13 protein-coding genes are annotated in these 15,481 nt (G+C 70.4%); 5 read left to right on the plus strand and 8 right to left on the minus strand.

Annotated elements, in window-relative coordinates:
• Positions 1-62 precede the first annotated feature (62 nt).
• Together BDK92_RS15175 and BDK92_RS15180 are read right to left on the minus strand one after the other, a co-directional pair.
• Positions 63-2,297 (minus strand): APC family permease, encoded by a 2,235-nt coding sequence (locus BDK92_RS15175; protein ID WP_121157309.1) that lies wholly within the window; start codon positions 2,295-2,297, stop codon positions 63-65.
• Positions 2,298-2,422: 125 nt separating this feature from the next.
• The gene (locus BDK92_RS15180) at positions 2,423-3,391 is read right to left on the minus strand and encodes a DMT family transporter (protein ID WP_121157310.1); all 969 of its coding nucleotides are present in this window, start codon (positions 3,389-3,391) and stop codon (positions 2,423-2,425) included.
• Positions 3,392-3,529: 138 nt separating this feature from the next.
• On the opposite strand from BDK92_RS15180, the gene BDK92_RS15185 reads away from it, so the two are divergent.
• Positions 3,530-4,294: an HAD family hydrolase gene (locus tag BDK92_RS15185; protein WP_121157311.1), complete on the plus strand. Its 765-nt coding sequence runs from the start codon at positions 3,530-3,532 to the stop codon at positions 4,292-4,294.
• Positions 4,295-4,408: 114 nt separating this feature from the next.
• On the opposite strand, the gene BDK92_RS15190 is transcribed toward BDK92_RS15185, so the two are convergent.
• Positions 4,409-8,698, minus strand: coding sequence for a GH92 family glycosyl hydrolase (locus BDK92_RS15190; protein WP_121157312.1), 4,290 nt, complete (start codon positions 8,696-8,698; stop codon positions 4,409-4,411).
• Positions 8,699-9,017: 319 nt separating this feature from the next.
• Here BDK92_RS15190 and BDK92_RS15195 point away from each other — a divergent pair, with 319 nt between their 5' ends.
• Positions 9,018-9,485: a hypothetical protein gene (locus BDK92_RS15195; protein ID WP_121157313.1), complete on the plus strand. Its 468-nt coding sequence runs from the start codon at positions 9,018-9,020 to the stop codon at positions 9,483-9,485.
• 144 nt (positions 9,486-9,629) lie between these two features.
• Here the strand turns inward: BDK92_RS15195 and BDK92_RS15200 are convergent, their stop codons facing one another.
• The 5 genes from BDK92_RS15200 to BDK92_RS15215 form a co-directional block, all read right to left on the minus strand.
• A complete protein-coding gene (locus BDK92_RS15200; RefSeq protein WP_121157314.1) occupies positions 9,630-9,818 on the minus strand; it encodes a DUF397 domain-containing protein in 189 nt (62 codons plus the stop codon).
• 77 nt (positions 9,819-9,895) lie between these two features.
• Complete coding sequence (locus BDK92_RS15205) at positions 9,896-10,084, minus strand: DUF397 domain-containing protein (RefSeq protein WP_121157315.1); 189 nt, start codon at positions 10,082-10,084, stop codon at positions 9,896-9,898.
• On the minus strand, positions 10,075-10,842 hold the full coding sequence (locus BDK92_RS15210; protein WP_121157316.1) for a DUF5753 domain-containing protein: 768 nt from the start codon (positions 10,840-10,842) through the stop codon (positions 10,075-10,077). Before BDK92_RS15210 ends, BDK92_RS15205 begins: the two co-directional genes overlap by 10 nt.
• Before the next feature lie 239 nt (positions 10,843-11,081).
• Positions 11,082-11,240: a hypothetical protein gene (locus tag BDK92_RS39030; protein ID WP_170208592.1), complete on the minus strand. Its 159-nt coding sequence runs from the start codon at positions 11,238-11,240 to the stop codon at positions 11,082-11,084.
• A 70-nt stretch (positions 11,241-11,310) separates the two neighbouring features.
• Entirely contained in the window at positions 11,311-12,180 is an 870-nt protein-coding gene (locus tag BDK92_RS15215) for a PhzF family phenazine biosynthesis protein (protein ID WP_121157317.1), read from the minus strand.
• A gap of 33 nt (positions 12,181-12,213) precedes the next feature.
• Here BDK92_RS15215 and BDK92_RS15220 point away from each other — a divergent pair, with 33 nt between their 5' ends.
• The 3 genes from BDK92_RS15220 to BDK92_RS15230 all read left to right on the plus strand — a co-directional run bounded on the left by BDK92_RS15220 (position 12,214) and on the right by BDK92_RS15230 (position 15,439).
• Positions 12,214-13,464 (plus strand): magnesium transporter MgtE N-terminal domain-containing protein, encoded by a 1,251-nt coding sequence (locus BDK92_RS15220; RefSeq protein WP_121157318.1) that lies wholly within the window; start codon positions 12,214-12,216, stop codon positions 13,462-13,464.
• Complete coding sequence (locus BDK92_RS15225) at positions 13,461-14,054, plus strand: DUF1003 domain-containing protein (RefSeq protein WP_121157319.1); 594 nt, start codon at positions 13,461-13,463, stop codon at positions 14,052-14,054. Before BDK92_RS15220 ends, BDK92_RS15225 begins: the two co-directional genes overlap by 4 nt.
• 233 nt (positions 14,055-14,287) lie before the next feature.
• The gene (locus BDK92_RS15230; protein ID WP_121162165.1) at positions 14,288-15,439 is read left to right on the plus strand and encodes an Mrp/NBP35 family ATP-binding protein; all 1,152 of its coding nucleotides are present in this window, start codon (positions 14,288-14,290) and stop codon (positions 15,437-15,439) included.
• The last annotated feature ends 42 nt before the right edge of the window (positions 15,440-15,481 follow it).

Genomic DNA, 15,481 nt, shown 5'->3' on the forward strand with positions numbered 1-15,481 from the left:
ACGTAACCGGGCCGGCCGCCACCGGCAGGAAAACGCGGCGCGCGCACCGCAGGCACCCCGGCTCAGCGGTTCAGGTGCACCGGCACACTGGTGATCACCACGCCGGGCAGACCCCGCAGGGCCCGGCGCAGCCGCTGGTCGATCGGGGTGTGCAACAGGCGGTGCCAGGGGTGCCGGACCATCAACTCCGGCACCACCACGGTGAGCACCATGTCCGGCCGGAGCATGTGCAGCGCGTCGAGATACTGCACCAACGGCGCGGTCACCGCCCGGTACGGCGAGATGATCGTCTCCAGCCGGAGATGGTCGCCCCAGATCCGCCACTCCTCCCGGAACCGGTCCGCCTCCTCCTGCTCCGGACTGAGGTGCACGGCGAAGACCGGCGGGCCGAGCGACGCGGCGTACGCCAGCGCCCGCAACGCGGCCAGGTTCAACCGGGCCACCGGCACCACCACCAGGTGCCGTACGTCCTGCGGGCTCTCCTCGCTCTCCTGGTCGTCGCCGCCGACCGCCCGGTCCCGGGAGCCGCCGGCCAGCACCGGCCGACCCACGTCCGGGCCCGGCACCGACGGCGGGCGCAACGCCAGTGCCCGGTGCATCCGGTCGTAGTGCCGGCGGATCCGCGACGCCAGCAGCACCAGTAGCGGGATGGCGAGCACGGTCACCCAGGCACCCTCGCCGAACTTGGTGACCGCGGCGGTGACCAACACGATCGCGCAGAGCGCCGAACCGAGCCCGTTGAGCGCCGCCCGCCAGTGCCAGTTCCGGCCCCGGTGCCGCCGCCAGTGCACCACCATCCCGGCCTGGGAGAGGGTGAAGGCGAGGAAGACCCCGACCGCGTAGAGCGGAATCAGCGACTGGGTCAGCCCACCGAAGGCGAGGAAGATGATCGCCGCCGTCACCGAGAGCACGATGATGCCGTTGCTGAACGCCAACCGGTCGCCCATGTGCAGGAACCGCCGGGGTGCGTAGTCGTCCCGGGCCAGGAAGAAGAGCAGCCGGGGGAAATCCTGGTACGCCGTGTTCGCCGCCAGCAGCAGGATCATCGCGGTCGCCGCCTGGATGATGCCGTACCACGGACCGGTGCGGAAGGTGTGGCGGGCGACCTGGGAGATCAGCGTCTCGTCGGCGCGCGGCACCACACCGGTGAGGTGAATCAACAGGGTCAGCCCGGCGAAGAGCACCACCAGCAGGCTGACCATCCAGGTCAGCGTCGTACGGGCGTTGCGCCACTCGACCGGTTTGAAGACCGGCACCGCGTTCGACACCGCCTCGATGCCGGTCATCGAGGTCGCCCCCGAGGCGAACGCCCGCAGCACGACCAGCAGGGTGAGCCCCTCGACCGCGGTCACCGGGGGCGGCGGCAGGGCCTCGAAGCCACGCATCCCGGCCTGGGCGAAGCCGGCGACGAGCAGCAGCACCACGGCGACGATGAAGACGTACGTCGGCGCGGCGAAAAGGTTGCCGGCGACCCGCACCCCGCGCAGGTTGCCGGCGAGCAGGACGGCGATCGCGAGCAGGCCGAAGGGCACGGTGTACGGCTCCAGTCCGGGCAGCGCGGAGGTGATCGCGCTGATCCCGGCCGCCACCGACACCGAGACGGTGAGCACGTAGTCGAGGATCAGGCCGGCGGCGGCGGCCAACCCGAACCGGGGGCCAAGACTGTCGCTGGCCACCAGGTAGGACCCGGCGCCGTGCGGATAGGCCCGGACGGTCTGCCGGTACGACGTACCGACGACGATCATCAGCAGCACCAGCGCGCCGGCCAGCGGCAAGGAGAGGGCGAGCGCACCGGTGCCGGCCAGCACCAGGACGGCGAGCAGTGCCTCGGGCCCGTACGCCACGGAGGAGAGCAGATCCGAGGAGAGGACCGGCAGGGCGATCAGCTTGCGCATCCGTTCCTGGAGCACGGCGGTGCTGGCCAGGGGCGGCCCGAGGATGGCGCGCCGTACCCGGGCGAGGCGCTGCCCGGCCCGATTTTGCGGCAGGGTCGCCGACTCGGTGGCGAGAAGTTGGCCGGGTTCGTCGGCCTTGAACATCTCGATCCGGGCGAGGCGTTCGAATCGGCTCGGGGTGGGTGGGTGCCGGTAACGGTCGAGGGTGGGGTCCAGTGGGAGATCGTCCCAGTCGGTCGGCCGGTCCCGCATCGCCGCCGACCAGCGCTGCCCCACCTCGCGCAGGACGGCCAGCTCGTCCTGGCCCAGTCCGGGGAATTCGGCCGACGGGCTGAGCGTGACGGTGGGCTGGTCCGGCGAGGGTTGCTCCCCCTCCTGCTCCCCGCGCCCACGCCGCGCCATCTCCACCGGCCCTCTCTCCCGTGATGCCCCTGTTCCGCACTTTCATCGAAAACCGGGCCGATGGCACGCGAATGGCCACACTCGCCGAGAAAGTGCTCGCGACCGGGCTGGTGAGGCGGGAGGGCTCAGTCGGCCAGCGGGGCGACTTCGGGCGGCACACCGACCGGCTCGGCACGCCGGCTCGCCCGGGCCCCGCCGATCACCACGATCATGACCCCGACCAGGAGCAGGGCCAGGCCGGGCAGAGCGGCCGTCCGGGGCAACTGCCCCAGCCAGACCCAGGCGATCAACGCCGCGCCGGGGGCTTCGAGCAGGATCAGGACGCTGATCGTGGTCGCCGAGAAGCGTTGCAGCGCGTAGTTGAACATCGAGTGGCCGAGCAACTGGGCACCGGCCACCAACCCGAGTACGGCCAGCCAGGTCGTACCCGGGAAGCCGGTCAGTTGGACCCCGCCGACCAGGCAGACGACAAGCAGCAGCGCGGCGCAGACGCCGTAGCAGATCGTCGTGTACGCGGTGGTGCTGATCGTCGCGCGGGCCCGCTCCCCGAAGGCGGTGTAGATCGCCGCCGCGATGCCGCCGACCACCGCGAGCAGGTCGCCCGTGACCGCCCGCCCGGAGTGCCCGAAGTCGGCTCCGGTCGCGAGCACCGCACCGGCCACCGCCACGCCGATCCCGACCCAGGCGAGGGTGGGCAGGCGCCGGCCCTGCCCGAGCGCGATCAGGCCCTGCCAGACCGGCTGGGTGGCGCCCAGGGCGGTCGCCGCCGCCACCGTGGTCAGCTGGGCACTCGGCATCCAGGTGGCGAAGTGCGCGGCCAGCGCCACCCCGGAGAGCACACAGAACCAGCCCTCGCGCCGTCCGGCGCCCCGGGTCAACGTACGGAGTTCGGCTCGCCGCCGGAGCAGGGTGACCGGGCTGAGCAGTCCGACCGAGATCGTGTTCCGCCAGAACGCGACCGCCAGCGCCGGCGCGGCGGCGTACGCGATCAACGGCGCCGAGGAGGAGACGGCGGCGACCGCGAGAGCCAACGCCCCGACGCTCGTCGGGTGGACCGGACGGCGTCCGGGGGTCGGGACTCGCGGAGACGGCACGGAATGATCATCACACGACCGCCTGATCCCACTCGAAAGTTCCACAGTTCGGTCACGGGGGGCCACGAATCGATCAACATTTCGTTACCATCGGCCCGGTCCGCGTTCGCTGATCCCCTCCCCCGAGGCTGGTCCACCATGCCCGCATACCGGGCGGTGCTCTTCGACTTCTTCAACACCCTGACCCGTCCGGCGAACCGGGGGCGTCGGCACACCCTCGTCGCCGACCAGCTCGGTTGCACCACGCGGGAACTGCTCGACGTGCTCGACCAGTCGTTCTACCTGCGGGCCAGTGGCGTGCTCGGCAACGCCGAGGAAACCCTGCGCTGGGTCTGCGAACGGATCGGCGTACGGCCGTCGGACACGCGGATCCAGGCGGCGCTGACCGCCCGGCTGGACGCCGTCCGGGCCGACACCCGACTACGCCCCGAGGCGGTCCCCACCCTGCGGGCACTGCGCCAACTCGGGATAGCCACCGCCCTGGTCAGCGACTGCACCCACGAACTCCCGGTCCTCCTCGCCGAACTACCGGTCGCGCCGCTGCTCGACACCGAGGTCTACTCGGTGCAGGTCGGCTGCTGCAAACCAGACCCGATGATCTACCTGACCGCCTGCCAACGGCTCGGGGTGGCACCGGGCGACTGCCTCTACGTCGGCGACGGGGGCAGCCGGGAACTCACCGGCGCCGTCGGGACCGGGCTCGCCGCGGTCCGGCTGCTCGCCCCCGACCTCGGCAACCACCTGGTCTTCGACCCCGACACGGGGTTCACCGGGCCGGCCCTGACCTCGCTACGCGAAGTGATCGGCCTGGTCGAACCGGCACCCGCCGGCACCGCCCACCCGGTCGCGGTCCGGGGTCGACCGGCCCAGGGACGGCGGCGCCCGGCGCTGCGCGCCCGCTGAGCAGGTACGACGCGGGGCGCCCGGCCGAATGCCGGACGCCCCGCTGGAACCAACTGTCAGTACACCCCGTCGGTCAACACGACGGTTCGGTCACAGACCGACGCACTGCCCAGCTCACAGACCGACGCACTGCCCCGCGACCGGACCACGCACCGTGTTGGCCAGGCCGTTGCCGACCGGGGCCGGCGCGTTGCCGGTGCAGGCGAGCGGCCCACCGACCTCGGTCGCCGCGACGAGCGGACCCGAGTTGGCGGTGAGGGTCACCGGGCCGCCGATGGTGGCCTGCTCGATGCTCGCCTCGCCGGTGGTGCCGGTCAACGCGACCGGACCGCCGACCGTGACGCCGCGCAGCACCACCGCGGACGCCCCGCTCGCCGCCACCGGGCCGTTGATCGCCCCGCCGTCGACATAGAGCGCGGCACCGGCCTTCACCGTGACCGGGCCCTTGACCGTCGCCCCGCTCAGGCAGGTGACGCCGGAGGAGACGGTGAGGGGGCCGCTCCGGGTGCCGGTCACCGTCGAGGTGCAGGCCGGCGACGGGTTCGCCAGCAGTTCCACCTCGGCGAGCGCCACCGGAGCGGAACCGGTCGTGGTCAACCGGTAGTGGGCGTACCGGCCGGGACGCTCGATCGTGAACGCCCGCGTCTGTGCCCGCCACGGGAACTTCTCCCCCGCCCGGGTGTCGACGACCGTCCACCGCTGGCCGTCGTACGAGCCCTCCAGTTGCCAGCCCTGCGGGTCCGCCGGGTTCGCCCCGGAGGTGAGGGTGTACTGGGTGACCCGCTCCGGCGTACCGGTGACCGCCCAGGTGACCGGGGCGGCCAGGGTTGCCTGGGTGCCGGAGGTGTTGTCGCGCAACGCCGCCGGTCCGCCGTCGACGGTGATGTCGGTCAACGGCCGGGCCGGTGCACCGGGCGCGGTCAACGAGGTCGGCAGGTTCGCCGCGCCCGTACCCCACGCCGACGGCGCGGAGCCCATCCGGAAGTCCAGCACCGCACCGTCGGCCAGCACGCCGTGCGGGATCGAGTTCTTCCCGTACGACACACCGTCGACCTTCAGGCCCTGCACGTACACGTTGGTGGAGCTGTTCTCCGGGGCGTTGACCACGATGTCCCGGCCGTTCTCCAGGTGCACCGTCGCCTTGCGGAACAGCGGCGAGCCGATCGCGTAGTCGGCGCTACCCACCTGGAGCGGGTAGAGGCCCAGGGCGCTGAACAGGTACCAGGCGGACGTCTCACCGTTGTCCTCGTCGCCTGCGTAACCCTGGCCGATGTCGCTGCCGAGGTACATCCGGGACAGCACCTCACGCACCTTGGCCTGCGTCTTCGCCGGCTGACCGGCGTAGTTGTACATCCACGGGATGTGGTGCGACACCTGGTTGCTGAAACCCCACATGCCCATCCGTACGTCGCGCGCCTCGACCATCTCGTGGATCGTGCCGCCGTACGAGCCGGGGAACTTGGCCGTCTCCGGGGTGGCGAAGAACTCGTCCAGCTTGTCGGCGAGGGCGTCGCGCCCGCCGTACAGGTTGGCCAGGCCCTGCCCGTCCTGCGGCACGTGGAACGCGAAGTTCCAGGCGTTGGTCTCGGTGTAGTCGTGCTCGTGGCCCCAGACCCTCGGGTCGAACTCCTCCGGGCTGGACTTCCAGTTCCCGGCCGCGTCACGACCCTGGAAGAACTCCACTCCCGGGTCGAACATGTGCACGTAGTTCTGGGCCCGGTTGCGGAAGTAGACCGCGTCCGACCGGTAACCGGCCCGCTCGGCCTCGGGGGTCGCCGGGTCCTCGGCGAGTGCCGAGGCCATGTTGGCGATACCGAAGTCGTTGACGTACCCCTCCAGGGCCCAGGACACCCCCTCGGAGACCGCCGACGACGTGTAGCCGCTGAAGATCGAGGTTTGGAGGCCCTTCCGGCCGACGCTGGTGTTGTTCGGGTTGCTGCCCGGCGGCGCCACCGTCGCGTTCTTCACCGCCGCCTCGTACGCGGACTTCACGTCGAAGTTGCGTACGCCCTTGACGTACGCGTCGGCGAACGCGACGTCGGAGCTGGTGCCGGTCATCAGGTTCGCGTAACCCGGCGACGACCAGCGCGACACCCAGCCGCCGTCCTTGTACTGCTGCACGAACCCGTCGACCAGCTCACCGGCCATTCCGGGGCTGAACAGCGTGTACGCCGACCAGGCGGTGCGGTACGTGTCCCAGAACCCGTTGTTGACGTACACCTTGCCGTCGACCACCTCGGCGCCGGTCTGCGTCGGCGTGGTGCCCGGCGGGTTGGTCGAGGAGGTCGAGGACTGCACCGCGTGCTTCCAGTGCGGTGCGGCGTTGGTGCCGACGTTCTCGTGCCCCGAGTTGGGGTAGAGGAAGAGCCGGTAGAGGTTGGAGTAGAGGGTGGTGAGCTGGTCGTCGCTGGCCCCCTCGACCTCGATCACGTCGAGGCTGTCGTCCCAGAGGCGCTGGGCGCGCTCGCGGACGGTGTCGAAGGTGTCAGCGGAGCCGATCTCGTTGGTCAGGTTCCGGCGGGCCTGCTCGACCGAGATCAGCGAGGTGGCGATCCGCAGGTGGACCTGCTCCGAGGCGCTGGTGTCGAAGGCCAGGTAGCCGGTGACGTTGGCGCCACCGCCGCCGGCGAGCCGACCGCTGCCGACCACCGGCTTGTCCACCACGCCGTAGACGAACATCCGGGTGGCGCCGTTGGAGAGCCCGCTGCGTACGTCGGAGTAGCCGCTGATCTCGCCGCTGGCGTCGAGGGTGAGGCCACCGTTGTTGTTCACGTTGTCGAAGATCAGGTTGCCCCGGTCTCCGGGGAAGGTGAACCGGAACATCGCCGCGTGGTCCGTGGGGGCGATCTCGGTGACGAGGCCGCTGTCGAACGTCACACCGTAGTAGTGCGCGCGGGCGATCTCGTTCTCGTGCTGGAACGACAGGGCCCGGTTGTTCCGGTTGGCGTCCGGCACCCCAGCCGCCGCCGACGGCATCACCTGGAACGTCTGCCGGTCACCCATCCACGGGCTCGGCTCGTGGCTGACGGTGAACGCCTGCAACGCCGGCCGGTTGTCGGCGTTGTTGCCGCTCTGGTAGCTGTAGGGCCAGTCGATCGCACCGGCGTTGGTCATCGGGGTCCAGAAGTTGAACCCGTGCGGGACCGCCGTGGCCGGGATGTTGTTGCCCCGGGAGAAGCCGCTGCTGGAGTTGGTGCCCCGGGTGGTCAGCACGTGGTCGGAGGGGCGCTCGTGTGGCGGGCGGGTCGGGTTCGGAGTGATCCGGATGTCGTCCAGCCAGCCGTTGAAGATGCCGGTGCCGGTGCCGCTGTCGTAGCCGACGAGGACCCGTACGGCCCGCTTGCCGGCGGCGACCGCACCGATCCGGGACCGCTTCAGGTTCCACTGGTCGGCGTAGAGCGACTTCGAGGCGCCCTGCCCCTGCGGGCTGAGGCCGAAGCCGTACTGGTCGAGGGCGCCGAGGTTACTGAGGTAGGTGCCGTCGTCGAAGGCCAGGTCCACCGCGACGTACGTGCTCGGGTAGTCGAGGTCCTCCGCGCTCAGCTCCGGGAAGATCGCGTACGAGAGTTCGGTGTCGGCCGTGATCGGCACGTTCACGTCGAAGATCTTGTTGTACGCGTACCCCCGGTCGTCGGAGGTCTGCCAACCGGAGTACTGCAACGCGTTGCGCCCGGTCCAGCCGACGTTCGGCTTCATCGTGGGTCCGTTGACCGGCCCGCCACTGACGAAGCTGCGCATGTCGGTCGGGGGCGGCAGGGTGCCGCTCCCGTCGGAGAGCTGCAACTCGGCGAACTGGATGAGGTTGCCGCTGCCCACCGCGCTGATGTTCAGCCGGTAGTAGGGGTAGGCGGTGCTGTTCTCGAAGCGGTAGTCCTTGGTCTGGAACCGCTCGGTGAACTGCTGCCCGGTACGGGTGTCGAGGGTGGTCCAGTTCTGCCCGTCGGTGGAGCCTTCGAGGGTCCAGTCCTTCGGGTCACGCTCGGGCGCGTCGTTCGCCGAGGTGAGCGCGTAGTGCACGATCGCGACCGGGGCGTCGAGGCGCACCCGGATCCAGCCGGTCGGCTCGAAGACCAGCCACTTGGTGCTGACGTTGTGGTCGACGACCCGCTGCGCGATCTCGTTCGGCGGGTTCTCGCCGCTGCCGGTGACCTCGACGGCCCGCTCGGTGAGGTTGCCCGGGATCTCGAACGGGGGGCTGCCGGTGACGCCGGACATCTTCTTCCGCCCGGAGGCGTCAAGCTCGGCGGCATTGGTCCAGGTCGGTTGCGGGTCGCCGGGCTCCAGCGAGGACTGGAACCCGGCCGGGTCCGCCGGTGCCGCCCGAGCCGGCAGCGGGACGGCGGGTATCGCCAGCCCCACTGCGGCTATCAGCGCCACCGGAAGGGCGCGTTTGGACAGGATCATGTGGATCTCCTATTGGGGGTTGGTCGGGTGCGGAGGCCACACCCGACGGAGATCACGCCAGCGTTTCGATCTTGAGACGACCCTGTCAAGAGTCTGGTCTTAACAGGCGTCCGGGTGGTGGCGGCCGGTCGCCGGGCGTCCGTGGTGGTTGCCGCCTTCCCTCCTGCGCCTGTCGCGCCGGTTGCCGGAGGGTGTCGGCAGGGGGTGTTCGGCGACGGGCGGGCGGGGACTGGGGCAGGATGCAGGGGTGACTGACTCAGATGGTGCGTCGACCCCGGCGACGGCGGAGGTCAGGACATCGCCGCTCGTCGACGAGGCGATGAAGAAGGCCGCGATCGCCTGGGTGTCGGTCGACGGCGGGCCGGGGCTGGCACTGTGGTGTTTGCCACTGGAGGGCGGGCTCTACGTGGTGAGCGGGCCGGGCGAGCAGCTCGCCCCCGGACTCGCCGACGCGGCCACCGCCGCCGTGACGCTGCGTGGGGACCACGGTGGGCGGATCGTCACCTGGCCGGCCGAGGTGACCCGGCTCGTTCCGGGCAGCGAGCAGTGGGAGACGAACGCGCCGCTGGTGGCCGCCAAGCGGCTGAACGCCCCGGGTACGGCCGCTGATCTCGTGGCGCGCTGGGCGGCGGACGGGTGTGCGCTCAACCGGCTGACCCCGGCCGGCGCACCGCTGGCTGAGGGCGGCTCGCTGCCGGACGCCTCGGAGGCGGCGGTGCCGAGGGAGTCGCCGGCCGTACGCCAGACCCGCAAGCCGTTCCGCCTGCATCGGGTACGCCGCCGGTAGTCCGGCCCTTTTACTTTGCCTGTTGGCTGGCTCGGGGCGGGTTGCCGGCTGTGAGGCGTATAAAGCGTCGACCTCCTACACGGAAGAACGTATAGCCACACGATCTTCCGTGTAGGTCCTCGACGGGAGGTGTGGTCGGTTAGGTTACTGCTGCTTGGTCAGGCCGACGAACGCGCGCCACGCGTCCGGACTGAAGGTCAGGGTGCCGCCGTCGCGGTCCTTGGTGTCACGGACGAGCACCCGGCCGGTGAGGTTGTCGGCGACCTCGACGCAGTCGCCGCCGTTGGGGGTGCTCCGGGTGCTCTTGCGCCACTGGGCGCCGGTCAGATCCATGTCTCCGCCACTTCCCTGATCAACTCGATCTTCCGGGTAGGTTCTCGCCGGTCGACGGGACGTGTCGGTCGGTTTGGTCAGTGCTGCTTGGCCAGGCCGACGAACGCGCGCCACGCGTCCGGACTGAAGGTCAGGGTGCCGCCGTCACGATCCTTGGTGTCACGGACGAGCACCCGGCCGCTGAGGTTGTCGGCGACCTCGACGCAGTTCCCGCCGTTGGGGGTGCTCCGGGTGCTCTTGCGCCACTGGGCGCCGGTCAGATCCATGTCTCCGCCACTTCCCTGATCAACTCGACGGTCTGCTGGTGCGGCAACGCCTCGCTCCGGACGGACTCCCAGATCCGCTGCAAGGTCTCCAGGTCACCGACCTTCTCGACCACCTGGCCCTCCAGGTGGTTGTCCAGGTAACTGAGGCCCTGCCCACCCGGCAGCGTGGCGAGCACGAACGGACCGGCCAGGCCAGGATACGCGCCGACCGTCCATGGCACGACGTGCAATCTGACCCGGGGTGACTCGGCCATCGCGAGCAGATGCAGGAGTTGTTCTCGCATCACCGCTGGGCCGCCGACCGGGCGTCGGAGCACGGACTCGTCGAACACGGCGGTGAACATGGGCGGGTTCTCCCCGGTGAGCAGCGCCTGCCGCTCGAGTCGGAGTTCGACCCGCTCGTCGACCTCGTCGTCGGTGAGCAGGGCTCCGCCACGGAAGAGCGCGCTGGCGTAGGCCCTGGTCTGTAGCAGGCCCGGCACGATGTTCATCTCGAACGAGCGCAGCGAGGTCGCCTCCCGTTCGTTGTCGGCCCACGGCCGGAACCAGATCGGCCCCCGCCGCAGCAGAGTCTCGGGCCAGAGTTCACCCACCCCGCGACCGAGGATCTGGGCGACGGCGACCCGGGTGCCGGGGTGCGGAACCGACCCACGCGAGACCCATCTGGCCGCCGACTTGGGATCGACGCCCACCTTCGCGGCAAGCGAGTCAGCGGTCTCGCCGACCTGCACCATTGCCACCCGCAGGACATCATTCACGCGTTACTCCTTTTCCAAAACGTTCGGGGACGTTTCTGGGTCGTTTCCATTGACATGGATGGAGTTGCTGATGAATGAAAAGCCTATCGATGGCGGGGTTCGAGGTCGACCTGTTGGGCCGTCTATTGTGGCAGGAAATTCAAGCGGGAACCGTTTCTAACGGTTGGGAAAGGGGGTCGCCTTTATGCATGCATCCCCGTCATCGTCGACGCACTCCCGGCCAGCTCCGCCGAGTAACGTCAACCGGGCGTCGCGGGCAGGTCCCACCGGGCGCTGATAGCGAAGTTCCGGTCGACCTTCTCGGTCAACACGGCCCCTCGCCGCCCCAACCCCAGCCGCTGCCCCCAGCCGTCGAGAATGCCGAGGAAGTCGACCAGGTGGTGCCGTACACCTGTCAACAGGACAGGCAGCACGGATCGTGGAATTCGACAACCGCCCGAAGACTGACCGTCACTACGTGGACAACCGTCAGCCGACGAAGGGCGGAACGGTGATCTGGCCGGTGGCGATCGGCACCACCTGACCGGCGACCGTGGCGCCGAGCGCCGCCCCATCGGCCGCGGTCACCGTGCACTCGAGCAGACACGGCCGGTCGATCTCCGCGCCCTGCCGCACGGTGTACGACGACTGACCGTCCCCCGGCAGCAGCCCAGTGGTGACCAACCACACACCGAGCCCCAGCGCGGCCGAACCGGTGCCCGGGTCCTCCGGGACCCCGACACCGGGCGCGAAGACCCGGGCGTACGCGGTCCGCTCCTCCGGGTGCCAGGCGAAGACGCTGAGGTGCTCGACCCCGGCCCGTACCGCCGCAGGGGCGTTGAGCACCACCCGGGCCAGCGCGTCCGGTCGGACCGACAGGTAGGGGAACTCCAGCCCACAGCCGGCCACCCGGGGCGCCGGGCCGACAAAGTCGGTGGCGGTCAACCCGACCATCGCGAGCAGCGGCTCCACGTCCAACTCCGGGCCGAGCGTGGGTGCCGCCCCGGTCACCATGGCCCGGTCACCGCTCACCGCGATCGGCAGCAGTCCGGCTCCGCACTCCTGGATCACCTGACCGGAGCCGTACCAGCCCCGCCGGCCGGCGGTCACCGCCGCGCCGATGCTCGGGTGCCCGGCGAACGGCAGTTCCCGCTCGGTGGTGAAGATCCTTGCCCGGTACGTCGCCGTGGCCGCGCTGGACGGCAGCACGAAGACCGTCTCGGAGAGGTTGAACTCCCGGGCGATGAGCTGCATCTGCTCGGTCGCGAGCCGCTGCGCGTCGAAGACGACCGCGAGCGGGTTGCCGGCGAACGGACGGTCGGTGAAGACGTCCACGATCTCGTAGGCCAAGGTCGACATGTTGATAAACCCTAGGCGCATAGGCTGGATCACGTGACCACGCCGACCCGGGTGTACATCGCCCGCCTTGCCGGACTGGCCGTCTATGACCCTAACGGAGATCAGGTCGGTCGGATTCGGGATGCGGTCGCCCGACTTCGGACCACCGCCCGGAACCCTCAGGTCGTCGGGCTGGTGGCGGAGCTGGCGATGCGCCGGCGGATCTTCCTCTCGATCAACTGGATCACCACGATCGACGCCGAGTCGGTGCTGTTGGCCAGCGGCACACTCAACCTGCGCCGGTTCGAGAAACGCCCGAACGAGCTGCTGGTGCTGGAGGACCTGCTCGACCGGCGGGTGACGATCGAACCGAGCAACCGGCCCGGCACCGTCGTCGACGTCGCGATGGAGTCCAACCGCCAGGGCGAGTGGTCACTGACCCGGGTCGCGGTACGGGAGCAGACCAGCCGGCTCAGCCGTCGCGGGCACCTGCACCAGCTCGACTGGGAGCGGGCAGGTGGCCTGCTCGGGCTGCCGGAGACCCGGGGCACCGCCAACCTGCTCTCGGTGCTGGAGAACATGCGCCCGGCCGACCTCGCCAACGCGTTGCAGGACCTGCCCGACGCCCGCCGCAACGAGGTGGCCGCCGCACTCGACGACGCCCGCCTGGCCGACGTACTCGGCGAACTGCCCGAGCACGACCAGGTGGAGATCCTGGCCGGGCTGGACCGGGAGCGGGCCGCCGACGTGCTGGAGGAGATGGATCCGGACGACGCCGCCGACCTGCTCAGCGAGCTGCCCCCACCGGAACAGGACATGCTGCTGGACATGATGGAGCCGGACGAGGCCGACCCGGTCCGTCAGCTCCTGAAATACCAGCCCGGTACGGCCGGCAGCCTGATGACCTCCGAACCGGTGATCATGCCGCCGGACGCCACCGTCGCCGAGGCACTGGCCCGCATCCGCGAACCGCAGCTCTCCCCGGCGATCGCCGCCCAGATCTTCGTCGTCCGCCCGCCGATGGCGACGCCGACCGGCAGGTACCTCGGCATGGTGCACTTCCAGCGGCTGCTCCGGGAGCCCCCGGCGGAGCTGGTCGGCAGCCTGCTGATCAACGACATCGACCCGTTGCAGCCGACCACCCCACTGCCCGAGGTCACCCGCCGGATGGCCACGTACGACCTGGTCGCCTTTCCGGTGATCGACGCGGCGAGCCGGTTGGTCGGGGCGGTCACCGTGGACGACGTACTCGATCATTCGCTGCCGAGCGACTGGCGCGAGCGGGACTCGGCGGCGAAGCCATGAGTGAGCCGCGCCGGGTGGAACGGCTCGACCAGCCACGTGAGCCGCGTCGACTGCGCCTGCCCCGGTTCGACCCGGAGGCGTTCGGCCGCTGGTCCGAGGGGATCGCCCGCTACATGGGTACGGCGAACTTCATCGTCTACATGACCGTGGTGATCGCGATCTGGCTCGCCTGGAACACGCTCGCCCCCCGGGAACTGCGCTTCGACCCGTACACCTTCACGTTCCTGACCCTGCTGCTGTCGTTGCAGGCGTCGTACGCGGCTCCGCTGATCCTGCTGGCGCAGAACCGGCAGGCGGCCCGGGACCGGCTCGCCGCCGAGGAGGACCGGCGACGGGCGGCATTGCAGAAGGCGGACACCGAGTATCTGGCGCGGGAGATCGCCGCCCTGCGGATCGCCCTCGGCGAGGTGGCGACCCGCGACTTCCTCCGCTCGGAACTCGGCCGGCTGGCCGAGGAGCTGGACGAGCACGCGCACCGCCGGCAGCGGTTGGAACAGCGGCAGTACCGCAAGGACCGGCAGCAGGTCTCGGGACGGCCGGTGCCGGCGGAACGGATCGAGGAGCCGCTCGACGAACTCGACGCGGAATGACGGAGCCGCGCGCCTCAAGGGGCTAGGCGCGCGGCGTACCTCATCGATGGTTACACCCCGACGGGTACGACGTCCATCCTCAAATCGGCGCATCCGCCCGTTAGGAAGGGGCCCTTCCTATACAAAAAGCGATAACAAGGGGCCCTTCCTTACACCCGGTGGTGGATCGGGTCGGTCACACCGGTTGGCCGTGACCGGCACCGGCGGACGGGACGCGACGTACCATGGCGGTCATGTCAGCACCCGTCAGCACCGTCGAGGAAGCGGTCCAGGCCGCCCTGGCCACCGTCGACGACCCGGAGATCCGCCGGCCCATCACGGAGCTCGGCATGGTGCGTTCCGCCGTGGTCGGTCCGGACGGTCTGGTACGTGTCGAACTTCTGCTCACCGTGGCCGGCTGTCCGCTGAGGGACAAGCTACGTACGGACATCACCGCCGCCGTCAGCGCGGTTCCCGGGGTGACCGGGGTTGAGATCGACTTCGGGGTGATGACCCCGGAACAGCGGCAGTCGCTCCAGCAGCGGCTGCGTGGCGGCGGTCCCGCCGCCGAGGAGCCGGTCGTCCCGTTCGCCCAGGCGGGCAGCCGGACCCGGGTGTACGCGGTGGCGAGCGGCAAGGGCGGGGTGGGCAAGTCGAGCGTCACGGTGAACCTGGCCGCCGCGCTTGCCGCCAAGGGTCTGAACGTGGGTGTCGTCGATGCCGACATCTACGGCCACTCGGTGCCCCGGATGCTCGGCACGGAGGCTCGGCCGACCCGGGTCGAAGACATGATCATGCCGCCCCAGTCGCACGGGGTAAAGATCATCTCGATCGGCATGTTCACCGACGGCAACGCCGCGGTGGTCTGGCGGGGGCCGATGCTGCACCGGGCGTTGCAGCAGTTCCTGGTCGACGTCTACTGGGGCGACCTGGACGTACTCCTGCTCGACCTGCCGCCGGGCACCGGCGACGTGGCCATCTCCCTGGCCCAGTTGCTGCCCAACGCCGAGATCCTGGTGGTCACCACGCCGCAGACCGCCGCCGCCGAGGTGGCCGAGCGGGCCGGGGCGATCGCCCTCCAGACGCATCAGCGTCTGGTCGGTGTGGTCGAGAACATGTCCTGGCTGGAACTGCCCGACGGGTCCCGGATGGAGGTCTTCGGGGCCGGCGGTGGCACCGCCGTGGCCGAGTCCCTGACCCGGGTGGTCGGCGCACAGGTGCCGCTGCTGGGTCAGATCCCGCTCGACACCCGGGTACGCGAGGCCGGTGACCGGGGTACGCCGATCGTGCTCGCCGACCCGACGGCACCCGCCTCGGTGGCCCTGAACGCGGTCGCCGACCGGCTCGCGGTCCGCCGGGAGTCACTGCTCGGCAAGCCGCTGGGACTGCGTCCCGCCGGTCGCTGACCGGTTCCGCCAACGGGCCCACCGACGGGCTCACCGATACGA

It is taken from the genome of Micromonospora pisi, assembly GCF_003633685.1.
GTDB classification, from domain to species: domain Bacteria; phylum Actinomycetota; class Actinomycetes; order Mycobacteriales; family Micromonosporaceae; genus Micromonospora_G; species Micromonospora_G pisi.